This is a genomic window from Streptomyces sp. Je 1-369 (assembly GCF_026810505.1).
Taxonomy (GTDB): domain Bacteria; phylum Actinomycetota; class Actinomycetes; order Streptomycetales; family Streptomycetaceae; genus Streptomyces.
This window is the reverse complement of record NZ_CP101750.1, coordinates 604884-629686: the sequence shown is the minus strand read 5'-3', so window position 1 is coordinate 629686 and position 24803 is coordinate 604884. Positions and strand designations below refer to the sequence as shown.

Here is a 24803-nt window from a genome sequence, read left to right as displayed (position 1 = left end):
CATGGTTGTACGGCGAGGGATAACAGCCCCATCAAGATCGACTCACGGCACGGTCAAGCACGTCGTGACGCGGCGTCACGTGTTGATGAGTCCTCATATGTCCGTCGTGGCACCCGGTTTACGGCCGCCCTTATCTACGCCTTACGATGATCAATCCCATTTCCCCCACACCTCACAGCTTGACCGGCAACGCACCGACATCACGGGAGAAGACCCGTAACACACCATCGGTGCTGCTTTGCCATGCGCCAACTGTGAGAGGAAGAGCATGAGTTGAGATCGCACATACGGAGACCGGCACGCGCCGGGATCGCAGGCCTCGCGGCCGCCGCGGTCCTGGCCGGGCTGATCCAGACCGGCACGGCCCACGCCGCGCCCGACGGCACGACCGTCGCCCCCCAGCCGAAGTCGGCCGGGGACGGACCCGGTTCGGGTGCCGTCGCCGACCCCGACGAGAAGCTCGGCAAGGACTGGGACACCTCGAAGGACCGGGCCGTCACCGCCGCCGCCGACTCCGAGGGGCTGCGCATCCTCGCCGCCGCGTCGGACGAGGCGTACGCGTGGAAGACCGCCGCCGTCCTCAACGAGCCCGGAATGCCCGCCGATTCGTGGATCGGCAACCAGTGCGTCATGGACGACTCCCATGTCGCCGCCGTGTACGCGCCGCGCGCGTTCACCAACAAGCCGGACCTGATGCAGGGCGGCGCGTTCACCGCGATCGTGAACACGAGGACGGGGGACGTGACGAAGCTGCCGTTCACCGGCACCCTCGCCTACTTCGACCCCACCTGTAACACCACCACGCACACCGCGGCCTTCACCCAGTACCGCGACATGAACGACGTGTCGCAGGTGAAGACGCAGGTGATCACGGTGGACACGGCGGGCAAGACCATCGCCAAGACCGGTGAGCTGCGCGGCCAGGTGTCGTCGGCGGCGCCCGTGAAGGACGGTGTGGTCGCCGGCCTTGGCCGCGACCTCGTCCACGTCGACGGCAAGGGCAAGATCCGCAAGGTCGCCGAGGGCGACAGCGTTCCCTTCGATATCCGCCCCATGGGCGGCGACCGCGTCGGCTTCGTGGACCGCAAGGGCACGAAGACGGCGCAGGCGAAGGTGTACGACGGGCACGGCGAGCCCCGCACGATCGCCACCGGCCGCCTCGGCGACCTCGGCCTCGAACCCGGCGCGCGGGGCCGCACCTTCCTGACCGGCGAGGCCAAGGACGTACGACTGCGGGACAGCGGGGTCACCCGGGTCGACGCACCCGCCGACACCGACCTCTCCTCGCACGGCCGGCTCGCCGTCGAGCCCGTCCTCACCCCCGGCGTCCGCGCCGGACTGACCCGCATCAAGGGCGCGGGCAAGGGCTTCGACAAGGCGAATGAGCCCGAGGCGGGCGTGCGTTCGCGCTCCGGCCAGGCCCCGGGCACCGCGGACGACGAGACCACCATCACGGTGACGTCGACCGCGACGACCACCGGTGAGGAGGTCGAGCAACGGGTCGAGTCGGCGCAGCCGCGCACCACCGCGGGCCTCTCGCCCGCCCTGACCGGCGACAGCAAGCCGCGCACGCTGACCCGCGCCTCGGCCGTCAAGACCGCGGCCGCGTCCGTCTCGCACGATCCCGTCGACACCGACCGCTGGTGCTCCGTCTCGCGCAACGACATGAGCGCCCAGGCGTTGCAGCCGACGCCGAACCAGGTGGAGTGGGCGGTGGACATGGCCGTACGCGGTGAGCTGCGCGCCAAGTGGATCCGCCAGGGCGACTACCGGGGCCAGGCGGGGCTCGGCACGATCGACCCGCAGGGCCTGTTCCCGCTGCCGAAGCTGAACGGGGGCGGCCGGATCCCGGCGAGCGTGCTCCTCGGTATCCTGGCGCAGGAGTCCAACCTGTGGCAGGCCGAGTCCGGTGCGATCCCCGGCCAGATGGGCAATCCGCTGGCCGCCGTGGACGGCTACTACGGCCACAAGGCGAAGGACACGCTCCTCGGCTACTGGCGCATCAACTGGGACAAGTCCGACTGTGGTTACGGCGTCGGCCAGGTCACCGACGGCATGCGCCTGAAGGGTCACGAGAAGAAGGACGAGACGAGCCTCGACCCGAAGCTGCAGAAGGTCATCGCGGTCGACTACGCGACCAACATCGCCGCCTCCATGAAGATCCTCGCCGACAAGTGGAACGAGGTCCACAAGGACGGGCAGAAGATCACGGTCAACAACGACGACCCTTCCCGCATGGAGAACTGGTTCACCGCCGCCTGGAATTACAACCTCGGCTTCAACCCCAAGTCGGAGTCGGGCAAGAACGGCGGACACTGGGGCCTCGGCTGGTACAACAACCCGGCCAACCCCATGTACAAGAAGGGTGCCTGGGACCACCCGTTCATGGATGTCAGCCTCAACGCGAACAACATCCGTGACGCGGCGCACCCGCAGGACTGGCCGTACGAGGAGAAGGTGATGGGCTGGTCCGCCTGGTCCATCGACACCGGCTTCTCCTACGGCACGGACGGCAAGCAGGACTGGAAGGGCGAGTCCGGCTTCAACACCGCCGGGTTCCGCCCCGCGTGGTGGGCGAGCATCGCCGACCGCTCCCGCGTCAGCCCGCCGCTGGACACGTTCTGCAACAAGAAGAACAACTGCGACCCGGCCAACCCGGTCGACTGCCCGGACGAGGCCTGCTACCGGCAGTTCTGGTGGACGCAGGAGAAGGCGGTGTGGAAGCCCGACTGCGACCAGACGTGCGGGCACGAGAGCATCAAGTACGCCACGCTGCGCTCCGAGCCGGGCCGCGGCTACCGGCTGAAGAACGGCGACCCGGTGTGCGGGGGCGCCCCCGCGGGCTCCGACGTCGTCGCCTCCGTACCCAACGGAACGCCGACCTGGTCCACTTGCGGCAAGGCGTCCTCGACGGGCTCGTTCCAGTTCACCTTCCATCCTGACTGGGACAAGCACTACGAGGCGAAGGCCGATCTGCACTCCATCGGCGGCGGCCACGGCGGCCACTTCTGGTACACCCACACCCGTAACGAGGACCACCTCGGCGGCGACGGCAACCGGATGACGATCGAGGGCGAGTGGACGGCGGGCAAGAAGTACGACCTCGCCGCCGTCTACGCCTACGTCCCCGACACCGGGGCGCAGACCAGGCACGCGACATACGTCGTCAGCGGCGCGTCCGGCGGCCCCTACGAGCGGGTCGTCGACCAGAACGCGAACAGCGGCAAGTGGGTGCCGCTGGGCGCCTACAAGTTCACGGGCATGCCGAAGGTGAAGCTCACGAACTACACGAAGACGGGCAGCGCGGACCGCGACATCGCCTGGAACTCCGTGGCGTTCAAGCCGATCAAGGGCAAGTTCGTGCACCGCTCGCTGACCGCCGCGGCGATCTTCGACCCGAACCAGGAGCTGAACTCCAACTGGCCGGTGTCGACCGAGATCAACTCGCCGGTGCAGTCGATGAAGGCGCTCTACGACTGGGGCCTCGGCCTCGCTGACCACGGTCCGCTGTGGAACAACCCGGAGGGCGCCGACGCCGTCGGCATGTCCTCCAAGGCGCGCTGCCCTTCGGCGAAGGCCGTCGGCGAGTGCACGGGCCAGAAGACGTGGGACGCGGCCGACAAGTGGGCCAAGGAGATCAAGGCGGGCGGCTGGAAGCCGCGCGCCGACGGCTCCGCCCCCGAGTACTCCATCCCGCGCTGGATGGCCATGTCCAACGAGCGGCCGGACCCGGCCGAGCCCGCGTCCAAGGCGTACGCGGACCCGAACAGCTACAAGATCAAGTCTGATGTGAACGTGACGTTCGTGGTCGGCGAGGACGGGAAGATCGTCGACGGCAGCGTGGGGTCCGACTACCGCGCCCGCGTCGGCAACGCCCACCTGCCGCACTTCGTCACGGACATCATGCAGGCGATCGAGGCGGACTACGGCATCCCGGCGCCGGACATCGACTACACCACGCAGGACGCGCTCGAGTACGGCAACGTCCACACGTCCCACCCCTACAAGGATGGTGACACTCCTGGTCAGGCGTACTTCCCGCACTTCCGCGGCGCACGTCTGGACGACGCCAAGCAGTGCGTCGACTTCCGCGGGGTCGGCGGCGGTGTGCACGGCTACCGGGCGATGATCGGCCACAAGTCCGTCAACGACAACGTCAAGGCGTGGGTGGACCAGGTCAACAACGACCTGGAGACCAACCACACCGTGCGGCGGTTCGCCGGGGACGTCTACTCGATGTTCTTCAAGAACACCGGGAAGTGGAACAACAACATGTTCGGCTCCATGATCGGCAACGCCCCGCCGATCTGGCAGGACATCGCCGGGGCCTTCTGCGCCGACGGCTCCGTGAAGCCGACTCACCTGCAGAAGAACAAGGACGCCAACCCGTCCGACGGCATCGTCTTCCAGTCGTACATGCCGGACCTCTATCTGTACGTGGACGACCGGCTGACCGACAACCTCGGCCGGAAGTCGGACCACCGCATCAGCGGCGGCGACTGGCGCAACTTCTCCAACTTCCCCGCCACCGCGCCGAACGGCAACGCCTACGCCTCCTGCTCCGCCTACCACCGGGGCAGCGGCGGCAATCCGTGGGGCGTGGACGCCCCCGTTCCGTTCCTCGGGGACGGGCCGGGGAACCGTCCCGGCAGTGTGGTGCACTGTGACGAGCCGGCGAACAAGTTCACCGAAAACCTCACCCGGTGACCGGAGTGGGTGAGTGAGCGCATGACCGCCGACTGATCCGATGCACGAAGAGGAGGGACGGGCCGGCCCGCACCGGCCGGCCCGTCCCCCCTCCGCACGTCTAGGGAGAAATCCTCATGGGCTTTCTGTACTTGGCCTTCTTCGCCGCGTTCCTCTACCTGGTGCCCGTGGCCCTGCTCTGCAGGAAGGTCGCCATCAAGACAACGGCGAAGATGGGCTGGACCATGGCTTTCCTGCTGATCGTCTTCCCCGTCATCCTGCTGGTCATCGGCGGCGTGGTGGACGCCAAGGGAGCCGCGTCGTAGGACCCGAACCGAGGGCGGACGGCGCGGAGGGCCTCCAGATAGAAGCTGCGATACCCCTCAAGGCTCTCGATCCTGGCCGTGCCTGTCGTCGTGCCGCTGCTGCCCGGAACCGCTCGCTGTACAGGCACGTTGATATGACAAGCTGTCGCCAGCCGTGCGCGGGACCGGGGCCGTGACGGTCGTCGAAAGGGGCGAAGCGTGGGACAGGACGGCGGCTTCCTTGCCGAGGAGATCGACACCAGCAGGCCGCATCCGGCCCGGATCTACGACTACTTGCTGGGTGGCAAGGACAACTACGAGGTGGACCGCCGCGCCGGGGACGAACTCGCCGCCGCCGCGCCCGAGGTGCGGATCGGCGTGCGGGCCAACCGTGACTTCATGCGGCGCGCCGTCCGCCACGTGGTCGGCAGCGGTGTCCGGCAGATCCTCGACATCGGCACCGGGCTCCCCACCTCTCCGAACGTGCACGAGACGGCCCACGCGCTGGCACCGGACGTGCGCGTCGCCTACGTGGACAACGACCCGATCGTGAACACGCACGCCGGAGCGCTGCTCGGCGGATCCGGCACGACCAGCACGGTCCTCGCCGACCTGCGCGACCCCCGGGCGGTCATCGACCACCCCGACGTCCGCCGGACCATCGACTTCGACCGGCCCGTCGCCCTGTTCCTCGTGGCCATCGTCCACTTCCTGACCGACGCGGAGGAACCCGAGCGGATCGTCGCCACCCTGCGGGACGCGCTGCCGGTCGGCAGCTTCCTCGTCCTCTCGCACGCCACGAGCGACTTCGCCGACCGCCGCGACGCCGAAGCCGTGTACAACCAGGCCACCGCCACCCTGAACCTGCGGTCCAAGCCCGAGGTCATGCGGTTCTTCGACGGCTTCGAGGTCGTCGAACCCGGCCTGGTGCAGGTGCCGTTCTGGCGTCCGGACGCTCCGTCGCCCGAAGGGTCCGACGCGATCGGCATCTACGGCGGAGTGGCACGCAAGTCCGGCTGAGGGGCCGGAGGTTCAGCGTCCCAGGGGGCGTCGCGGGAGGGGAGAGGAGTAGACGACGCTCGTCGTCACCGAACCCAGCGCGCCGATCCTGCCCGACACCTCTTCCAGGTGCTGCATCGAGCGTGCGGTGACCTTGATGACGAAGCAGTCGTCACCTGTGACGTGGTGCGCCTCCAGGATCTCCGGGGTCGCGTCGACCAGGTCGTGGAACGGCTTGTAGTTGCCGTTCGGGTAGCGCAGGCGCACGAACGCGAGGATGGGCAGACCGAGCCGTTCCGGGTCGACCACGGCCGCGTACCCCTGTATGACACCGGCCTCCTCGAGGCGCCGCACCCGCTCCGTGACGGCGCTCGCGGACATCGAGACGGCGCGTGCCAGCTCCGCGTAGCTGGCGCGGCCCTCCCGCTGGAGGACATCGAGGATGCGCCAGTCGGTGGCGTCCGTGGAATAACCGGTCATGGCCGAGAGGTAACAGGGAAATCCCCGGCCGATCAAGAGGCGGCCGGGGATTTGTCACACTCGTCCGCTAAGAGAATCAGCGGGACTCAGACGCCCGCGACGCTCTGGATCCAGGAGCGGTACGCCGTCACGTTCGTGTACGCGGTCGTGGTCTGGCGGTCACTGGTCGAGGCGACGCCGACCTGCGCGCCGTTGGCCATCATCGGGCCGCCCGAGTCGCCGCCCGCGGTGATGCCGTTGCCGCGCCGGGCGCAGATGGCCTGGCCCTGGTAGGCGTCGCGGCAGCCGCCGGTCACGACGACGTCGGCGACCTTCAGGAGCCGGGACTGACAGTTGATCTCCTGGCCGCACTGGGACGTCGCGCCCCAGCCGTACACCTGGACGGTCTGGCCCACCGACACCGAGCCGGGGGAGCCGAGGCGCGCGTAGGTGCCCGCCACGGAGCGGTCCAGCCTGACCAGGGACAGGTCGGAGGACGGGTGGTTGGTGACGCTGGTGCCGTTGGCCGTGGTGCCGCCGGACGTCTGGTCGAGGCTGCCGATGCGGAACGACAGGCCGCCGCCGCTGACGCAGTGCTTCGCGGTGAGGATCCAGGTGGGGGCGATGATCGTGGCGCTACAGGTCTGCCGGCCGTTGGAGAAGAGCCTGGCCGCCCAGGGCGCGTTGCTGGCGTAGCCGCCGCCGATGATCGGCTGCGGGCCGTCGGTGGAAGCAACGGCGGGCGTTTCCGCGCGCGTCGGGCCCTGGGCCGCCGCGGTCGGGGCGAGCCCCAGGACGGCGATGGCGGTGGCCGCGAGCGCGGGGACGAGTCTGGATATTCGCACGTTCGTCTCCATTGTGTGGGGATGAAGCTGTGTGGGGATGGAGCGTCCTTGATGAGGACGAGACCGCATACGTATGCAGTCGCAGCGCACGCTGAGGAGGCGGGTATCTCCTGTCACGTGCATGCCATCTCCGGCGGGACAGAATCTGGCAGAGGTGTTGTGGGCGGCGCAAGAGGTCGGTGAAGCCTTCTGTGGGGACAGTGCGCTCATGGGTGGGATTGCGGCCCAGTGCATGATCAAACCAAATTCCTGGTCCGGACCATTCTCGGCGGACCTGACGTGCCCCTGGCAACGCGCTTTCACGACAACCCTGTTGGGGTCCGGTCCGGAGGCCCACGGGGGAATGGGGTCGTGGAATCCCGAACTACCGGGAATTCGGCGGCGGACCGGAGCGGACGCCGGGGTTCAGCGCTTCAGAGTCGCGTGCGCCGCCCGTAGATTTTTCGCCATGAACAACACGAACGCGCAGCTCATAGCCCCCGCATCCGATCCCGCTCCGGCCCGGAACGCGGTCCTGCGGGTGCCGCCCGCGTCCCCGGCCGCGGCCGCCGCGTATTTCGGTGCCAGTCTCGCCTTCCACGCCGACGTGTCCGACGTGGCCTCCGCACTCGCCGGGGACGCCGACCCGGGCTTCGTCGTGATCGACACCCGCTCCACCGCCTCATGGGACCAGGGGCACGTCCCCGGCGCCGTCCACCTGCCGACCGCCCTCATCCCCGAACAGGCGGAGGCGCTCCTCGACAAGACGGTGCCGGTCGTCGCCTACTGCTGGGGGCCCGGCTGCAACGGCGCGACCCGTGCCGCGCTCGCCCTCGCCCAACAGGGCTTCCAGGTCAAGGAGATGCTCGGCGGATTCGAGTACTGGGTGCGCGAGGGCTTCGGGTTCGAGACGTGGGAGGGCCGTGAGCGGCGCGACGCCGACCCGCTCACGGCCCCGGTGGACGCCGAGGACTGCGGCTGCTGACCGCCCGGCGCCGTTACGACGTCAGAGCCTCGACAGCTCCTCCACCAGGTCGTCCAGCCCCAGGGACCCCTGCGACAGCGCGGCCATGTGCCACGCCTTGGCGTCGAACGCGGCACCGTGCCGACGCCGTGCGTTCTCCCGCCCGAGCAGCCACGCACGCTCACCCAGCTTGTACCCGATGGCCTGCCCGGGAATGGTCAGATAGCGGGTCATCTCGCTGGTCACGTACTCGGTGGGGCGGCTGCAGTGCGCGTCGTAGAACTCCTGGGCGAGGTCCGGCGTCCAGCGCTCGCCCGGGTGGAAGGGGGAGTCCGCCGGGATCTCCAGCTCCAAGTGCATCCCGATGTCGACGATGACCCGCAGCGCGCGCGTCATCTGCCCGTCGAGGTAGCCGAGCCTGCGCTCGGGGTCGGTCAGGAAGCCGAGCTCGTCCATCAGCCGCTCCGCGTACAGCGCCCAGCCCTCGGCGTTGGCGCTGACGATGCCGACGGTCGCCTGGTAGCGGGAGAGGTGCTCCGCCACGTGCGCCCACTGGGCGAGCTGGAGGTGGTGGCCGGGCACGCCCTCGTGGTACCAGGTGGAGACGAGGTCGTAGACGGGGAAGCGGGTCTCGCCCATCGTCGGCAGCCAGGTGCGTCCCGGCCGCGAGAAGTCCTCGGACGGGCCCGTGTAGTAGGGGGCCGCGGCGCCGCCGGGCGGCGCGATGTGGGACTCCACCCTCCGCACCCGCTCGGCGAGTTCGAAGTGCGTGCCGTCCAGGGCGTCGATCGCCTCATCCATCAGCTCCTGAAGCCAGACCCGGACCTCGTCCACGCCCTCGATGTGCGTCCCGTGCTCGTCGAGGTGAGCGAGCGCCACCCACGGCGTGGCCGCGCCGGGCAGGACCCTCTCGGCCTCGGTCCTCATCTCGGCGAGCAGCCTGTGAAACTCCGACCAGCCGTACGCGTACGCCTCGTCGAGATCCAGGTCGGTGCCGTTGCACTCGCGGGACAGGCGGGCGTAGCGCTCACGGCCCACGATGTCGGGGGCGCCCTCGATCGCCGGGGCGTAGATGTCGCGCATCCAGTCGCGCAGCGCCACGACCGACGCGGTGGCGGCCCGGGCGGCGGCGTCCAGATCGGCGCGCAGCGCGTCGGGGCCCGCCGCCGCGAAGTCCTCGAACCAGCCGCGCCCGCTCGGGTGGTCGCCGGTCTCCCCGGCCCACTCGGTCAGCTGCCCGATGAACGTGGCCGTGGGGCGCGGCGGCCCGAACAGCGCGCGCTCCAGGCCGAGTTCGAGGGACTGCCGGTACCCTTCGAGCGCCGCCGGTACGGCACGCAGCCGCTCGGCGATGGCAGCCCAGTCCTCCTCGGACTCCATGGGGGAGACGGTGAAGATCTCCCGCACCTGATGCGGCATCGTGTCCAGGTTGCCGACCGCGCGCAGCCCTTCGTCGGCCTCGTGCACGGCCAGCTGCGCGGTCAGCCGCTCCCGCAGGAGCCGCCCGCAGCGGCGCTCGGCCTCACTGTCCGCGCCGGGCCTGCGCTCCGCCTCGTCCAGCCGCGCCAGGGTCGTGCGCGCCAGCCGCGCCAGGGCCTGCTGGCCCTCGGGGGAGGTGTCGGGGAGCCTGCTGTTGCTCTCCTCGACACCGAGGTAGGTGCCCGTGATGGGGTCGAGGGCGATGAGCTCGTCGACGTAGGCGTCGGCGACGGCGCGGGGCAGGAGGCCGGTGTTCGCGTGCGGGTTCTCAGTGGCTGACATGCGGACATCGTCGTACAGAGAAGCGGTGTGCGTCACCATGATTCGCCCGGCGGATCCTGCGACGGGTCGAGCGCGGCGTCGGGCGGAAGGAGCGGGCCGCACGCCCACTGCTGGAAGATCAACCGGGTCTCGACCCGCGCCACTTCACGCCGCGCGGTGAACTCGTCGAGGACGAGCCGCTGCAGGTCCGCGGGCCCGGCCACCGCCACGTGCACCAGGAAGTCCTCCGGGCCCGTGAGATGGAACAGGGACAACGACTCCGGCAGCGCCCTGACGCGCTCCACGAACGGCCCGACGAGATCCCGCCGGTGTGGCCGGACCTGCACGGAGAGGAGCGCTTCGACCCCGCGGCCGAGTTTCGCCGGGTCGAGGCGCAGCTGATGTCCGAGAATCACCCCGGAACGCCGCAGCCGCGTCACGCGGTCGAGACACGTGGACGGCGCGACACCGACCTGCGCCGCCAGGTCCCTGTACGTGGTCCGGGCATCGTTCTGCAGCACGCGCAGTATGTGGAGATCCACCGGGTCCAGTGCGACGGAATCGGCCATCGGCCGAACGTAGCACGGGCCGTGCTCCCTTGCCGCCGTGCGATGTTCAGCCTGTGCGGCATGGAAGCGAACACCGGGACAGCACCGCGCACACCCTCCGCGGACAGCGCCTCACCGTCACGCGCCCTGGCCACCGAAGCCGTGCACGCGGGACGGGACGATCTGGCCGAAACGGGCCTGCACGCCCCGCCGATCGACCTCTCCACGACCTACCCCTCCCGCGACAGCCGCGGCGAGGCCGCCCGCATCGACGCCTTCGCCGCCGAAGGCGTCGTCGACGACGGGCCGCCCGTCTACGCGCGCCTCGGCAATCCGACCGTCGCCCGCTTCGAGACGGCACTCGCCCGCCTCGAAGGCACCGAGAGCGCCGTCGCCTTCGCGAGCGGCATGGCGGCACTGACCGCGGTGCTTCTCGTCCGAGGATCCGCGCGCCTGCGCCACGTCGTGGCCGTCCGGCCCCTGTACGGGTGCAGCGACCACCTGCTCTCCGCGGGGCTCGTCGGCACCGAGGTGACCTGGGTGGACCCCGAGGACATCGCCGACGCCATCCGCCCCGACACCGGCCTCGTCATGGTCGAGTCACCCGCCAACCCCACGCTCGCGGAACTCGACCTGGCCGAGGTCGCCCGCGCCTGCGGTACCGTCCCGCTGCTCGCCGACAACACCTTCGCGACCCCCGTCCTTCAGCGGCCCGCGGAGAGCGGCGCCCGTCTGGTGCTGCACAGCGCCACCAAGTACCTGGGCGGACACGGCGACGTACTCGGCGGTGTGGTCGCGTGCGACGAGGAGCTCGCCCGGGGGCTGCGCCAGGTGCGGTTCGCCACGGGCGGGGTGCTGCATCCCCTCGCCGGGTATCTGCTGCTGCGCGGCCTGTCCACGCTTCCCGTCCGGGTGCGCGCCGCCTCCGCCAACGCGGCGGAGCTGGCGCACCGCCTCGCCGCCGACCCGCGGGTGGAGCGGGTCCACTATCCGCGGATGGGCGGCGCCATGGTCGCCTTCGAGGTGCGCGGCGACCCGCACGGGGTGATCGCCGGCGTACGGCTGATCACCCCGGCGGTCAGCCTCGGCAGCGTCGATTCGCTCATCCAGCACCCGGCGTCCATCAGCCACCGCGTGGTGGACGTCGAGGACCGGCGTTCGGCCGGCGTCAGCGACCGGCTGCTGCGCATGTCCTGCGGCCTGGAGGACGTCGACGACCTCTGGCGCGACCTGGACCGCGCGCTCGGCCCCGTACCGGTCACCATCCCCGCGCCGGTCGCCACCAAGGCCGCGGCCGCCGACGGGGTCAGGGACGCTGCGCGGAGTCGTACGGCAGCCGCGAACTGACCGGCGTCGCGTCGAGGCGGGCCGTGATCACCAGCGTGCCCTCCTCGATCTGGTAGTCGAGCGGCAGACCGAGCCCGCGCATCGCCGCCACCATGCCGGTGTTGGACGCCTGCGTCACCGCGTACACGCTCTCGCAGCCCGCCTCGACCGCCATCGTCACCAGCCGCCCGAGCAGCTGGCCGCCGATGCCGCGGCGCTGCCACTCGTCCTCGACGAGCAGCGCGACCTCGGTCTCGTCGCCGTCCCACAGCAGATGCCCGATGCCGACGATCCGGCCGGACGCGGTGCGCACCGCGAGGGTGCGTCCGAACCGGGGGCTGAGGAGGTGGTTGAGGTAGCGGTCGGCGTCGTGCACCGGGCCGTGGTAGCGCTTGTCCAGCGTGGCGGGCGAGCACCGCTCGTGCATGGCCTTGGCGGCCTCGATGTCGGCCGTGTCGGCGCGCCGCACGGTGATGGAGTTGCCCTCGGGGAGCGTCAGGACGTCCTGGCTGCGCGGGATGCGCGGCCCGAGCCGCGTGTCGAGCTCCACGAGGGCCCGCGCACGGGCGAACTCCGTGGGCGTGAACGGCAGATAGGGGCGCTCCACGGTGATCACCTCGCCGTCGGGGTCCTTCAGCCTGAGCACCGTGCCGTCGAGTACGCCCTCGACCGGCGTCGACTCCGACGGGGCGGACCCGTCCCCGCGGGTTCCCGTGCGCGCGGCGGGCAGGGAGCGGATGGTGCAGCGGCCCAGGAGGTGCCGCAGAGCCAGGGGGAGTTCGGCCGCGTCGAGCGCGGTGCGGGTGGCAAGGCCGAGGATGCGGGTGGGGGCGTCCACCAGGTCGTGGGCGTCGGCGCGCTCGATCCAGGTGCCCGTGCCGCCCGCCCGCGCGATCGACCGGGTGATCTCGGTGCCGGCGAGGTCTGTGGGCGCGCGCAGCAGGAACTCGTCGACGGTGCCCTCGGTCAGCGGGTGCGCCTGAAGGCTGAGGATGTCGATGCGGCGCTCGGCGAGCGTCACGCACAGCGCGGCCAGGGAGCCCGGCTCGTCCCGGACGGTCGTACGCATCCGCCAGAGGGTGGTCGCGTCGGGGAGTGCCGGGGGCGTCTCGGTCTCGGGGGCTGCAAGGGCGGTGGTGTGCCCGGCCTGCTCCGCGTCCGCGGGCGGCCGGGCGACGGTATCGGGCGCCGGCGGCGGGGCGTGGTCCTGGCGCCTGGCCCACCAGGTGTGGAAGCCGGCCGTGGCGAGCAGTACCACGGCCGAGACGACCAGCAGGGCGGGCCCGTCGGGCCCGTGCCCCACCATGTTCGCGACGGCGTCGGCGACCGCCACGGCGGTGAAAAGGGCCGCCAGTTCGACCACGTCGCGCCGCCAGTGATGAATGGGGCGTCCGTGCTTGGTCCGTGTCACGTCAGACATGTCAGCGCTCATACGTTTACTGTGCTGGACCGGTGTTTCGTGATCACGAACGTCCTGTGACTGATGGGTAAAGAGGTCATCTGCCCCTTTGGCGGCAATTCGACTTACGGGTCACCGCTCACTGCCCCACGCGGCCCGGCTGCAGCACCTTGGTGAACAGCACGCCGCCGCCCTCCTGGCGCAGCCGCACCGTCAACTCGCCGCTGCCGCCGTCGATGTCGACCTCGCCGAAGTACTGCGGCGTCTCGGCCGGAGAGGTGTTGGCGCGGCCCGGTGCCTTGATGAACTTCTGCTCGGGCCCGAACGTTCCGTCGAGTTTCGTCGCGGGGAAGCCGCCCGCGGCCAGCGGCCCGGACACGAACTCCCAGAACGGCGCGAAGTCCTTGAAGGCCGCGCGCGACGGGTCGTAGTGCTGCGCGGACGTGTAGTGCACGTCGGCGGTCAGCCACACCGTGCCGGTGATCTTGCGGTGCTTGATGTGCCGCAGCAGTTCGGCGATCTGCAGCTCGCGGCCCAGCGGCGCGCCGGGGTCGCCCTGCGCCACGGCCTCGAAGTTCTCCCTGCCGTCGGACACCACGATGCCCAGCGGCATGTCGGAGGCGATCACCTTCCACACGGCCCGTGAACGGGGCAGCTCGCGCTTGAGCCAGGCGAGCTGCCGGGCACCGAGGATGCCGGTGGCGTCGTCGGGCTGTCTGTTGGGGGAGTTGGCGTTGCGGTAGGTGCGCATGTCGAGGACGAACACGTCCAGGAGCGGGCCGTGCCGCAGTACTCGGTGGACGCGGCCGTCCTCGTCGCCCGGCGGGAGCGTCGAGACGGGGAAGTACTCGCTGAACGCGCGCAGTGAGCGGCCCGCGAGGACGTCCACGTTCTTCTCCGTGTACCGCGGGTCGTCCAGGATCTGTCCCGGGTACCAGTTGTTGCGCACCTCGTGGTCGTCCCACTGGACGATCGACGGGACCTGCGCGTTGAACCTCCGCAGGTTGTCGTCGAGCAGGTTGTAGCGGAACGCGCCGCGGAACTCCTTGAGGGACTCGGCGACCTTGGACTTCTCCTCCGTCGTGACGTTGCGCCACACGGTGCCGTCGGGCAGCGTGACGCTCGGCAGGATGGGGCCGTCGGCATAGATGTTGTCGCCGCTGCACAGGAAGAAGTCCGGGTTGCGCCGGCGCATCTCCTCGAAGACGCGGTAGCCGCCGCGGTCGGGGTTGATGCCCCAGCCCTGGCCCGCGATGTCACCCGACCACAGGAAGCGCACGTCCTGCTTGCGGCCCTTCGGCGTCGTGCGGAACGTGCCGGTGACCGGCTTGCCCGTACGGCGCGGATCGTCGGGGTCGGCGAGCAGCACCCGGTAGTGGATCTGCTCGCCCGCGGGCAGCCCGCGCAGCCGTGTCGTCCCGGTGAAGTCCGTGTCGGGGCCGAGCAGCGGGCCGCGCCACCGCTGCGGGTTACGGAACGACTCGGTGGCGGACGTCTCCACGATCATCCGGGCGGGCCGGTCGGAGCGGACCCAGACGAGCCCCGCGTGCGCCGTCACGTCTCCGGCCTGTACGCCCCATCCGGCCTTCGGGCGGCCCGACAGGGCCAGCGACGGAGCGGCCCCGGCCAGTGCGGGCACGGCGAGCGCCGCAGGTACGGCGAGCGATCCGCGCAGCACGCTGCGGCGGCGGGGGGACGGGCTCGGCTGACGTTGCGACATGAATGCGCCTCCAGTTGACGGGTGCGACCAGTGTGCGGGCGCCCGGCCGGTACCGCGCCACAGCGCCCACACGAAGCCCAAGTGAACAACTCCTCACAGGCCGGGGGGAACCGCCGCGCGGTGACTGGATGAGCCCGGCGCCGGAGGCGCGTCGCCGGTCAGCGGCAGGTGTCGAGGATGACGCGGGAGACGAGCGCCGGGTCGTCGTTCATCGGCACATGGCCGCAGCCGGGGAGCCGGACCAGCCGTGCGCCGGGGATCGTGTGCTTCGCGCGTATGCCCTGTCGGCGCAGGAGCAGCCGGTCCCGCGTGCCCCAGGCGACGGTTACAGGGAGGCCCGTCACGTCATCCTGGAAGAGGACGTCACGTCCGGCCAGCAGTGTCGCCTCGAACCCCGTCGCGTCGCGCAGTGCGAGCGTCTCGGCGACGACCGCCTCGGGGGAGCGGCGCCAAGGGCGGGCGTAGATGGTGCTCGTGAGCGCCGTGCGCCCGGCCGCGCTCGTGGACAGTCGCTCGATCGCGGGACGCGGCAGCAGTCGCGCGCCCCGCCGCATCGCGAGGAGCGTGCCGAACGCGTACCGGCGCTCGGCGGGCGTCCAGAAGCCGGCGGGGGAGAGCGCGGTGACGGAGCGGACCAGCTTCTCGCGGCCCATTTCGAGGGCGAGCAGCCCGCCCAGGGAGTTGCCCGCCACGTGCGGCCGCTCGATCCCCAGCGTCTCGCAGAACGCACCGAGCGCGGGGACGACCGCGGGCAGCCCGTACGCCACTTCCTCGGGCAGCGCGGGGGAGCGGCCGAAGCCCGGCAGGTCCACCGCGATCACGTCGTGCTCGGCGGCCAGGATCTCGAACACCGGGTCCCAGGCCTGCCGGTGGTGGCCGATGCCGTGCAACAGCAGCAACGGCTCGCCCTCGCCCGCCCGTTCGTAGGAGATCGTCACGGTGTGCGGGCCGCCGGGCGACGCGACGCTGAAGGAGACCTCTGCGGCCATGACTGCTCCTGTCCCCGCCGCCGGACGACGGTTCCCCGATGTGTTAGACGCTGTGTCAGCAACAATTACCGTCCAGTAGCCCCCAGTTCAAGAGGGCGGCCCGAGACGCTTCGCGGGAGCGGTCCCCGGCGCGTGCGAGTGTGCCGCGCGCCGCAGCCAAAGTGCCTGGACAGGCGCTGTTCCGTGGGCTGGGATAGGAGCGTGGCTACCAACAGCATGACCGACGTCTTCGAAGAGCACCGGCCCGTCCTGATGGGCGTCGCCTACCGCATGCTCGGCCGGGTGGTCGACGCGGAGGACGTCGTCCAGGAGGCCTGGCTGCGCTGGTCGGAGACCGACCACGACCAAGTGCGCGAACCCCGCGCCTTCTTGGTGCGCGTCACCACCCGGCTCGCCATCGACCGCCTGCGCCACCTCCAGTCCCGGCGCGAGGCGTACGTGGGGCCGTGGCTCCCCGAGCCCTACGTCACCGACCTCCGGTCGTCCGTGCCGGACACCGCGGAGCGCGCCGTGCTCGCCGAGTCGGTCTCCCTGGCGGTCCTCGTGGTCCTGGAGTCCCTCTCGCCCCTGGAGCGGGCGGTGTTCGTGCTCCGTGAGGCGTTCGGGTTCCCGTTCGCCGAGATCGCCGTCACGCTGGACCGCGGCGAGGCCGCCGTGCGCCAGCTCGCGGGCAGGGCCCGCAAGCACGTCGACGAGGGCCGGCCCCGCTACAAGGTGGACCCCGCCGAGCGCCGCGACCTGACCGAGCGCTTCCTCGCCGCGGCCACCGAGGGCGACCTCGACGGGCTGATGTCGCTCCTCGCGCCGGACGTCCGGCTGGTCGGCGACGCGGGCGGCAAGTCGAAGGCGCCGCTGCGCGTCCTGGAGTCCGCCGACAAGGTGGGCCGCTTCCTGCACAGCACCGCGGGCAAGGTGGCCAGGGAGGCACGCGAACTCGAAGTCCGTTTCCTCGAGGTGAACGGCGCGGAGTGCCTCTTCATCGTCGTCGACGGCCGACCCGACAGCGTCTTCCGTTTGGATGTCGCCGATGGCCTCATCCAGGACGTCTACATCGTCCGCAATCCGGACAAGCTCGTGTCGCTCATCCCCTAGGGTTCCGGCCCCGCACCGCAACGGGCGGTGCGTCGTCCCAGCTCAGAGCCCCCGCCCAGCTCGGCGGGGGCTCGTTCGTGTGCTCGTTGCCGGCCGTTCACGTGCGGCTGGCCGATTACGCCTGCTTGGCCCCGCGCGAACTCCGCATGAATGCTCTGTGGCATCGTCCCTGTGCAGGCTGTAACGGACCGAGGATTGGTCTTGACCAAGGGTGGGTGCGGGCCTATGGTCGCAGGGATAGTGCAGGAACCTTTAATAAACAAGGGCGCTAAAACGCCGCCGGTCACGGCGATTGCGGAGGACAGGGTGGGGACCACGCAGCTCGAAACGGCGCCGGAGCCGAAGTACTGGCATTTGAAGACCGTGCTCAGTGAGGCGCTCGACTCCGAATTCTCCGTGGGTGAGATCCTGCCGAACGAGCGCGATCTGGCCGCCCGCTTCGGTGTCGCCCGCGCCACCCTCCGGCAGGCTCTCGAACAGCTCGAACTCGAAGGCAGGCTCCAGCGCCGCCGCGGAGTGGGCACCACGGTCGCCCCGCCGCGGATGGGCGTGGCCGTCGGATCCGCGCAGGGCTCGTGGCCGGGCGCGACCGGCGACGCCTGGCAGCCCGCGGACTGCGCCCCGGCGGTCCCGCCGGGCGACGTGGCCCGGATGCTGGAGACCGCCGCGGACGAACAGGTGCACATGGTGCGCCGCACCCGCGTCTCGAACGGCCAGCCCGTGGCCGCCGAGCTGCTGTACGTGCCCACGTCCTCGGTCGCCGAACTCACCGGCATGGACGAGCCGTCCGGTGCGGCACGCGCGCGTGTGGTCCTGCGCGAACTGTCCCGGCTCGGCCTCGAAGGGCAGGACCGCGCCGTCGAGCTCGGCTCGGCCCGCGCGGACGACGCCAGGGCCCTCGACCGCCTGCCCGGCGCGCCGGTGCTCGTCGTGACGACGCGCTTCTTCGCCGGGGGCCGCACGGCAGCGGTCTCCGTGGCGACCTACCGCGCCGACACGTGCAGGCTCACGTTCGGCGATTCGGGCGGCGTGGAGATCCACCACGACGGGGAGCGCCGCGCCTCCTGACGCGGCACCGTCCGCGCTGCGCTTCGTTCGCTCTGTCGAGGGGACCGTCACCGCCGTGCGGTGACGGTCCCCTCGACGGCGAACAGCTGCTCCTCGACGTGGTCGAGCGCCAGCCGCAGCGCCCCGGTGGACACCACCGCCTCGCCGAGCAGCGACAGCGTCACCCGCGGCGGCCGCAGGCAGTAGCGCTCCAGCTCCCGGTGCAGCGGCTCCAGGACACCGTCCAGACCCGCCGCCCAGCCGCCCACGACGACCAGCTCCGGATCGAGGGCGAGGACCAGGGCCGCCACGTCGTGCACGAGCCGCTGGATGAACCGCTCCACGGCGGCCCGCGCCCGCTCGTCGCCCTCACGCGCATGAGCGAACACATCGGCGACGGCCTGCTCGTCCAAGGGGTGCAGCGGCTCGCCCGTGGTCGAGAGCAGCGTCTCCGGAGTGACCTCACGGCCCAGCAGGTGCAGCGCGCCGATCTCGCCCGCCGCGCCGCCGTAGCCCCGGTGGAGCCGACCGCCGATCAGCGAGCCCGCCCCCGGGCTCAGCCCCGCGAGGACGAACACCACGTCGTCCGTGTCGGTCGCCGCACCCTTCCAGTGCTCGGCGACGGCGGCGGCGTTGGCGTCGTTCTCCACCAGGACCGGGCACTTGAACGACCGGCGCAGCCGCTCGCCCAACTGCAGCCCCGTCCACTCGGGCAGCGCCGTGCTCAGCCGCACCGTGCCGTCCGCGTCCAGGATGCCGGGGCTGCCGACCCCGACGGCCCGCAGCGAACTGCGGGCGATCCCGGCACGGCGCAGCAGATCGGCGACCGCCGTACGCAGACGTTCGAGCCGGTCGTCCGCGGAGGCCTCCGCCGAGACACTCTTCGAAGCCGTCCCGAGGACCTTGCCGTCGAGGTCCGCGAGCACGGCCGCCACCCGGTGCGGACCGATCTCCAGACCGAGCAGGTGTCCCGCCTCCGCCCGGAACCGGAACTTCCGCGCAGGCCGGCCCTGGCGCCGCGCACCGCCGTCCTCGGCCGGTGACTCCACCACGAGCCCGGCCTCGATGAGCCCCTCGACGACCCCCTCGACGGTGGGCCGCGAGAGCCCGGTCACGCGGGTGATCTCCGTGAGCGTCGCCAAGTCCGCGGCGCGCAGCGCGTGCAGCACCACCGCGGAGTTGATACGCCGCAACAGAGAGGGGTCCCCGCCGCTCAGCTGCCCCAACGTCCGTCCTCCCAGCTCGTGCGCATGATGGCCGGATCGTACTCGCAGGACGGTACGGCGGCGAGAGCCGGGCCCGCCCGCAGCACACCCACGGCCGTCACCCCGGTGCGACGAAACCGGATTCGTACGCGGCGATGACCGCCTGCGTCCGGTCCCGCACCGCCAGCTTCGCCAGGACGGCACTGACATGCGACTTGACCGTCTCCGTGCCCACGACGAGCCGGGCGGCGATCTCCGCGTTCGACAGACCGCGCGCCATCAGCCGCAGCACCTCCTCCTCGCGCTCGGTCAGCGCGGCCCTCTCCAGGGTGTCCCGGGCCTGCGGATTGCCCCGCTCCGCGCCGTACGCGCCGGCCAGCTGCCGGACCGCGGCCGGGAACAGCAGCGACTCGCCCTCGGCGACCAGCCGCACCGCGTGCACGATCTCCGCGGGCCTCGCACGCTTCAGCAGGAACCCGTCGGCGCCCGCGCGCAGCGCCTCGTACACGTACTCGTCGTTCTCGAAGGTCGTGACCACCAGGATCTTCGGCGGATCCGGCACCGTACGCAGCACCGCGCGGGTCGCCTCGATGCCGTCGAGCAGCGGCATGCGGACGTCCATCGCGACCACGTCGGGGCGCAGCTGGCGGACGAGGGGGATCACCGCAGCGCCGTCCGCCGCCTCACCGACCACGCGGATGTCCGGCTGCGCCTCCAGGACGGCACGCAGACCCGCGCGTACGAGGGGTTCGTCGTCGACGAGGAGCACTGTGACCGGCATCCGGTCAGCGTAGATCATTTAAGGGGCAGCTCGACGTGCACCTGCCACTCCCCGTCGTGCGGCCCGGTGGTGGCACGGCCGCCGAGCAGGGTGGCACGCTCCCGGATGCCGCGGAGTCCGCTGCCGCCGCGCCCCGTCGAACCGGCGGCACCCGGCAGCGCGTTGCGCACGTTCATCACCAGGCGGGCGTCGTCCACGGCGATGCGGAGCCGTACCGGCACGGGGCCGGAGTGGCGCAGGACGTTGGTCAGGGCCTCCTGGAGCATGCGGTAGCCCTCGCGGGAGACGGGGCCCGGCAGCCGTTCCACGGGCCCCGACACCTCCACGTCCACCTTCGCGCCCGAGGCACGCGCGGACTGGAGCAGCCGGTCGGCGTCGGTGAGGGCCGGCCGCCCGCTCACGGGCTGCTCGTCCTCGCGCAGGACGCGCAGGACCCGCTCCAGGTCCTCCAGCGCGGCCCGCCCGGTCTCCTCGACGGCCTCCAGGGCGCGTGCGGTGAACTCCGGGTCGGAGGCGGCCCTCGCGGCACCCGCCTGGACGACGGCGACGGTCAGGGCGTGCCCTATGGAGTCGTGCAGTTCGCGCGCGATGCGGTTGCGCTCCAGGAGCTGCTCGGTGCGCTCCTCCATGGCGGCGAGGCGTTCGGCGGGGGACGGGCCCAGGAGACGGGAGGCGGCCCACGCCAGCATGCGGCCCGCCACGACGACTGTGGCGAACGCCGCAAGCAGCGCGACGACTCCCACCGGCACCGCGGCCCAGCCGCGCACCACAGGAAGGATCAGACCGTCACTGTCCGCGGGTTCGTCGCTCGCGCCCAGCGACGCGAAGACCACCCCCATCAACTGCCCCGTGAGCAGGACGACGGCGCAGCCCGCCTCCACCCGCAGGACGAGCCAGACAGCGGTCCTCGCCCGGTCGCGCCACGACGCGGAAGGCGCCACCGACACCCCCGGGTCGTCCTGTCCCCCCTCCACACGCGCGTGCGGCCCCGGGAACAGCATCATCCGGGCCTGGAGCCCCTCCGCCCGGCGTACGGCGGGCACCATCGCGACCAGCACCAACAGAGGGATGGGATCGGCCAGGACGAGCAGCCACATGCCGTACGAGGGACGCGAGAGGCCCGGGTGGACCATGGCGAGGACCCAGGCGATCACCGAACCGATCAGAAGATGCGCCCCGCGCGTGTACGTGACCGCACGCGTCAGAGGTCTCAGGAAGCCTGGCATTGCGCCATCGTGCCAGGCCACCCGCACCGCACGACTCCCCCGTGAGGGGGAGACGGCCTCCCCGGGCGGGGGAAGCGCTCACAGGGCCTAGGCGGCCAGGCTGATGCCCATGACCAGCATCGACGTCAAAGACCTCACCAAGGAGTACGGCAGGACCCGCGCCCTGGACGCCCTCACGTTCCGCGTCCGCCCCGGCCGTGTCACCGGTTTCCTCGGCCCCAACGGCGCCGGCAAGTCGACCACCATGCGGCTCGTCCTCGGCCTGGACCGTCCCACCTCCGGCACGGCCACGGTGGGCGGCCGCCGCTACACCGAACTCGCCGAACCCCTGCGCCACGTAGGGGCGCTCCTCGACGCACAGGCCGCCCACGGTTCGCGCACCGCCCGCAACCACCTCCTCGCCCTCGCGGTCAGCAACCGGCTCCCCGCGCGGCGCGTGGACGAGGTCCTCGACGAGTCGGGGCTCGGAACCGTCGCGGACAAGAGGATCAAGACGTTCTCGCTGGGCATGCGGCAACGCCTCGGCATCGCGGCCGCGCTCCTCGGAGATCCCGAGGTCGTGATGCTGGACGAGCCCTCCAACGGCCTCGACCCCGAAGGGATCATCTGGGTCCGTGAGTTGCTGCGGCGGCTGGCCGCGGAGGGCCGCACGGTGCTCGTCTCCAGCCACCTCATGAACGAGACCGCGACCTTCGCCGACCACCTCGTCATCCTCGGACGGGGCAGGCTGCTCGCGGACGATCCCATGAACGAGTTCATCGCGTCGCGCAGCCGGGCGCGGGTCCGTGTGCGTACGACGGACCCGGACCTGCTCCGTGAACTGCTGTCCGGCCGGGGGTATGTCCTCGGGGAGTCGGTCGAGGGCCGCTGGACGGTCGACGGGGCGAAGGCCGAGGAAGTCGGCGCGATCGCAGCGGGCGCCGGGGTCCAGGTGCTCGAACTCGCCGACGAGCGGACCTCACTGGAACAGGCCTATCTCGCCCTGACGGCCGACGAGGCCGAGTTCAGAGCCGGCAGTGCCACCGTCCCCGCAACTCGTCAGGAGGCCTGATCATGGCCGGTTCCGCCGTACTGCCCGTGGCCCACGCCGAGTGGATCAAGATCAAGTCACTGCGGTCGAGCCTGATCTCGCTGCTCGTCATCTTCGCCGTGACCCTCGCCATCACCGTGCTGGCGTCCGCGACCATCGGCCAGGCCGAGGCGGCCGACCCCGACGCCGAGCCGCTCTTCGACGCCTTCTACGCCTTCAACTTCGGCCAGATCGCGGCGATCAGCTTCGGGACGACCGCGGTGGCGTCGGAGTACACGAGCGGCGCCCTGCGCATCTCGCTCGCCGCCGTGCCGCGCAGGGGGCTCTTCTACGGCTCCAAGATGATGGTCATCGGCGGCCTCGCGCTGCTCGCCGGACTCGTCACCAGCTTCGCCACCTTCCTGACCAGCCAGGCCTTCATGGGGGAGTACGCGATCGGGCTCGGCCACCCGGGCGCCGTTCGGGCCTGCGTCGGCGGCGGCATCTACCTGTCGCTGATGGCGCTCCTGGCGGGGGGCCTGACGGCCGTCCTGCGCAGCGGGGTCGCCGTCCTCAGCGTCCTCATCCCCTTCACGCTCATCGTCTCGTTCGTGGTCGGCGACGTGGCGGACGGTGCCGCCGGATTCCTGCCGGACAAGGCGGGGCAGCAGGTGCTGCACGAGGCCCCGACCGGGAGCGTCGGCCCGCTGGCCGGCCTCGCGGTGTGCGCGGCCTGGACGGCCGTCGTGCTGCTCGCCGGCTGGTGGGCGGTGCGCCGCCGAGACGCGTGACGAGTGACGAGTGACGAGTGACAAGTGACAAGTGACAAGTCACGCGTGACGCGTGACCAGGAACGTGCGACGCATGACGCGTTGTCAGTGGCGCCCGCTTTACTGGACATCATGAGCAGCGCACACCATCTCGCCGTGATCGACCTGCTGCGCTCCCGGGACTTCCCCGCGGAGCACGGCAGGTCCGAGCACGGCTCCCAGGGCCCCGGGTTCCACATCGCGGAGTTACTGACGAGCGACACCTTCTGGGAGGACGACGGCACGCGTTGGCACCTCACGGAGGAGCAGTACGACGCCGAGCGCGACGCCCTGGCCGTGCTCCTCGCCGATCGCTGGGGCGCGCCCCAGCAGTTCAGCCTGGCGAGCCTCTTCGAACGTGCCACGGCGGCGGATTGTGGCGAAGCGGACGAGGAGATACCGGAGCCGTGGGCCCAGTTGAGCTCCTGCGTGCCCGACCTGCACCTGTGGCAGGTCGACGGCCGCTGGATAGCGCTCGGTGTCGCCCAGTGGGACAAGGAACTGCCGCTCCAGCTGCTCGCCGTCATCACAGAGACCGACCCGCCGTGACCACGGCGTGCCGATACCGTCAGAGAAGGCCGAGCGAGCCCGTCCCCGTCGGCTCGAAGAAGCGGGCCACATTCGCTTCCGTCACCCCCGACAGCTCCGAGGGCGACCAGCGCGGCCTGCGGTCCTTGTCGACGACCTGGGCCCGGATGCCCTCGGGCAGGTCGGGCGAGGTCAGGGCGGCACAGGACACGCGGTATTCCTGTTCGAGGACCGCTTCCAGGGTGGGCAGTGCACGCGCCCTGCGCAGCGCGGCCAGGGTGACCTTCAGGGAGGTCGGGGACTTGGACAGGATCGTCTCGGCCGTTTCCTTCGCGTGCCGGTCGCCACTGGCGTGCAGCCGGTCCACGATCTCCTCGACGGAGTCCGCGGCGTAACAGTGGTCGATCCACTCGCGGTGCTCCGCCAGTTCACCGGCGGGAGCCGTGGTCGCGAACGCGCGCAGGACCTCCGCCGGACCCGCGTCGGCGAGCGCCGCGGTGAACTCCGCCAGCCGCTCCGACGGCACGTAGTGGTCCGCGAGCCCGCACAGCAGCGCGTCGGCCGCGCCCACCGGCGTCCCGGTCAGCGCGAGATGAGTGCCGAGCTCACCGGGCGTCCGCGTCAGCAGATACGTGCCGCCCACGTCGGGCACGAAGCCGATGCCCGTCTCCGGCATCGCCACCCGCGACCGCTCGGTGACCACCCGGACGTCCCCGTGCGCCGAGACGCCGACGCCGCCGCCCATCACGATGCCGTCCATCACGGCCACGTACGGCTTGGGGTAGCGGGCGATGCGCGCGTTGAGGAGGTACTCGTCGTGCCAGAACGCGGCCGACGCCGCCGCGCGGCCCGCGCGCACGTCGTCGTGGATGGAGCGGATGTCGCCGCCCGCGCACAAACCGCGCTCCCCGGCGCCGGTGACCACCACCGTCGCCACCGACGCGTCCCGCTCCCAGGCGTCCAGGGCCTCCGCCATGATCCGGACCATGGCGTGGTTCAGGGCATTGATGGCCCGGGGCCGGTTCAGGACGAGGTGTCCGACGCGGCCCTCGCGGCGTCGCAGGACGGGGGCGTCCACGGGGGTGTCGGCGGGCGCGTCGGGCGTGGCGTTCATGGTGCGGGTGGCTCCGTTCACATGGGGCGTACG

21 protein-coding genes are annotated in these 24803 nt (G+C 71.2%); 10 read left to right on the top strand and 11 right to left on the bottom strand.

The window, feature by feature from the left end:
• Positions 1 to 273: 273 nt before the first annotated feature.
• The 3 genes from NOO62_RS02880 (at position 274) to NOO62_RS02870 (ending at position 6011) form a co-directional block, all read left to right on the top strand.
• A complete protein-coding gene (locus tag NOO62_RS02880) occupies positions 274 to 4707 on the top strand; it encodes a hypothetical protein (protein WP_268769298.1) in 4434 nt (1477 codons plus the stop codon).
• 116 nt (positions 4708 to 4823) lie between these two features.
• Positions 4824 to 5012, top strand: coding sequence for a hypothetical protein (locus NOO62_RS02875; protein ID WP_268769297.1), 189 nt, complete (start codon positions 4824 to 4826; stop codon positions 5010 to 5012).
• A gap of 198 nt (positions 5013 to 5210) precedes the next feature.
• Positions 5211 to 6011, top strand: a complete 801-nt coding sequence (locus NOO62_RS02870; protein ID WP_268769296.1) for an SAM-dependent methyltransferase — start codon at positions 5211 to 5213, stop codon at positions 6009 to 6011.
• A 12-nt stretch (positions 6012 to 6023) separates the two neighbouring features.
• Here NOO62_RS02870 and NOO62_RS02865 read toward each other — a convergent pair whose 3' ends face one another.
• The gene (locus NOO62_RS02865; protein ID WP_268769295.1) at positions 6024 to 6470 is read right to left on the bottom strand and encodes an Lrp/AsnC family transcriptional regulator; all 447 of its coding nucleotides are present in this window, start codon (positions 6468 to 6470) and stop codon (positions 6024 to 6026) included.
• An 86-nt stretch (positions 6471 to 6556) separates the two neighbouring features.
• The gene (locus NOO62_RS02860; protein ID WP_268769294.1) at positions 6557 to 7294 is read right to left on the bottom strand and encodes a S1 family peptidase; all 738 of its coding nucleotides are present in this window, start codon (positions 7292 to 7294) and stop codon (positions 6557 to 6559) included.
• A 448-nt stretch (positions 7295 to 7742) separates the two neighbouring features.
• Here NOO62_RS02860 and NOO62_RS02855 point away from each other — a divergent pair, with 448 nt between their 5' ends.
• Entirely contained in the window at positions 7743 to 8258 is a 516-nt protein-coding gene (locus NOO62_RS02855) for a rhodanese-like domain-containing protein (RefSeq protein WP_268769293.1), read from the top strand.
• 21 nt (positions 8259 to 8279) lie between these two features.
• On the opposite strand, the gene NOO62_RS02850 is transcribed toward NOO62_RS02855, so the two are convergent.
• Both NOO62_RS02850 and NOO62_RS02845 read right to left on the bottom strand, forming a co-directional pair.
• Positions 8280 to 9998 (bottom strand): DUF885 domain-containing protein, encoded by a 1719-nt coding sequence (locus tag NOO62_RS02850; RefSeq protein ID WP_268769292.1) that lies wholly within the window; start codon positions 9996 to 9998, stop codon positions 8280 to 8282.
• Positions 9999 to 10030: 32 nt separating this feature from the next.
• A complete protein-coding gene (locus NOO62_RS02845) occupies positions 10031 to 10546 on the bottom strand; it encodes an Lrp/AsnC family transcriptional regulator (RefSeq protein WP_268769291.1) in 516 nt (171 codons plus the stop codon).
• 60 nt (positions 10547 to 10606) lie between these two features.
• On the opposite strand from NOO62_RS02845, the gene NOO62_RS02840 reads away from it, so the two are divergent.
• The gene (locus tag NOO62_RS02840; protein ID WP_268769290.1) at positions 10607 to 11872 is read left to right on the top strand and encodes a trans-sulfuration enzyme family protein; all 1266 of its coding nucleotides are present in this window, start codon (positions 10607 to 10609) and stop codon (positions 11870 to 11872) included.
• Here NOO62_RS02840 and NOO62_RS02835 read toward each other — a convergent pair.
• From NOO62_RS02835 to NOO62_RS02825, 3 genes are all read right to left on the bottom strand, one after another.
• Positions 11832 to 13271 (bottom strand): GNAT family N-acetyltransferase, encoded by a 1440-nt coding sequence (locus NOO62_RS02835; RefSeq protein WP_268769289.1) that lies wholly within the window; start codon positions 13269 to 13271, stop codon positions 11832 to 11834. The two genes, NOO62_RS02840 and NOO62_RS02835, sit on opposite strands and share 41 nt — an antisense overlap.
• A 118-nt stretch (positions 13272 to 13389) precedes the next feature.
• Positions 13390 to 14970 (bottom strand): alkaline phosphatase D family protein, encoded by a 1581-nt coding sequence (locus tag NOO62_RS02830; protein WP_268769288.1) that lies wholly within the window; start codon positions 14968 to 14970, stop codon positions 13390 to 13392.
• Between the two features lie 158 nt (positions 14971 to 15128).
• A complete protein-coding gene (locus tag NOO62_RS02825; RefSeq protein WP_268769287.1) occupies positions 15129 to 15959 on the bottom strand; it encodes an alpha/beta fold hydrolase in 831 nt (276 codons plus the stop codon).
• Between the two features lie 216 nt (positions 15960 to 16175).
• Between NOO62_RS02825 and NOO62_RS02820 the strand changes: the two genes are divergently transcribed.
• Both NOO62_RS02820 and NOO62_RS02815 read left to right on the top strand, forming a co-directional pair.
• Positions 16176 to 17051 (top strand): RNA polymerase sigma-70 factor, encoded by an 876-nt coding sequence (locus tag NOO62_RS02820; RefSeq protein ID WP_414930968.1) that lies wholly within the window; start codon positions 16176 to 16178, stop codon positions 17049 to 17051.
• 306 nt (positions 17052 to 17357) lie between these two features.
• Positions 17358 to 18119 carry a GntR family transcriptional regulator gene (locus NOO62_RS02815; protein WP_268769285.1) on the top strand — a complete coding sequence of 254 codons (762 nt, stop codon included), beginning with the start codon at positions 17358 to 17360 and terminating at the stop codon, positions 18117 to 18119.
• 47 nt (positions 18120 to 18166) lie between these two features.
• On the opposite strand, the gene NOO62_RS02810 is transcribed toward NOO62_RS02815, so the two are convergent.
• The 3 genes from NOO62_RS02810 to NOO62_RS02800 form a co-directional block, all read right to left on the bottom strand.
• Entirely contained in the window at positions 18167 to 19324 is a 1158-nt protein-coding gene (locus NOO62_RS02810; RefSeq protein ID WP_268769284.1) for an ROK family transcriptional regulator, read from the bottom strand.
• A gap of 97 nt (positions 19325 to 19421) precedes the next feature.
• Entirely contained in the window at positions 19422 to 20084 is a 663-nt protein-coding gene (locus tag NOO62_RS02805) for a response regulator (RefSeq protein ID WP_268769283.1), read from the bottom strand.
• Positions 20085 to 20098: 14 nt separating this feature from the next.
• Positions 20099 to 21310, bottom strand: coding sequence for a sensor histidine kinase (locus NOO62_RS02800; protein ID WP_268769282.1), 1212 nt, complete (start codon positions 21308 to 21310; stop codon positions 20099 to 20101).
• A 109-nt stretch (positions 21311 to 21419) separates the two neighbouring features.
• On the opposite strand from NOO62_RS02800, the gene NOO62_RS02795 reads away from it, so the two are divergent.
• From NOO62_RS02795 to NOO62_RS02785, 3 genes are all read left to right on the top strand, one after another.
• The gene (locus NOO62_RS02795; RefSeq protein WP_268769281.1) at positions 21420 to 22361 is read left to right on the top strand and encodes an ATP-binding cassette domain-containing protein; all 942 of its coding nucleotides are present in this window, start codon (positions 21420 to 21422) and stop codon (positions 22359 to 22361) included.
• Positions 22362 to 22363: 2 nt separating this feature from the next.
• Complete coding sequence (locus NOO62_RS02790; RefSeq protein ID WP_268769280.1) at positions 22364 to 23110, top strand: ABC transporter permease; 747 nt, start codon at positions 22364 to 22366, stop codon at positions 23108 to 23110.
• A gap of 111 nt (positions 23111 to 23221) precedes the next feature.
• Positions 23222 to 23677: a hypothetical protein gene (locus tag NOO62_RS02785; RefSeq protein ID WP_268769279.1), complete on the top strand. Its 456-nt coding sequence runs from the start codon at positions 23222 to 23224 to the stop codon at positions 23675 to 23677.
• Positions 23678 to 23696: 19 nt separating this feature from the next.
• Here NOO62_RS02785 and NOO62_RS02780 read toward each other — a convergent pair whose 3' ends face one another.
• A complete protein-coding gene (locus NOO62_RS02780; protein ID WP_268769278.1) occupies positions 23697 to 24770 on the bottom strand; it encodes an enoyl-CoA hydratase/isomerase family protein in 1074 nt (357 codons plus the stop codon).
• Between the last annotated feature and the right edge of the window lie 33 nt (positions 24771 to 24803).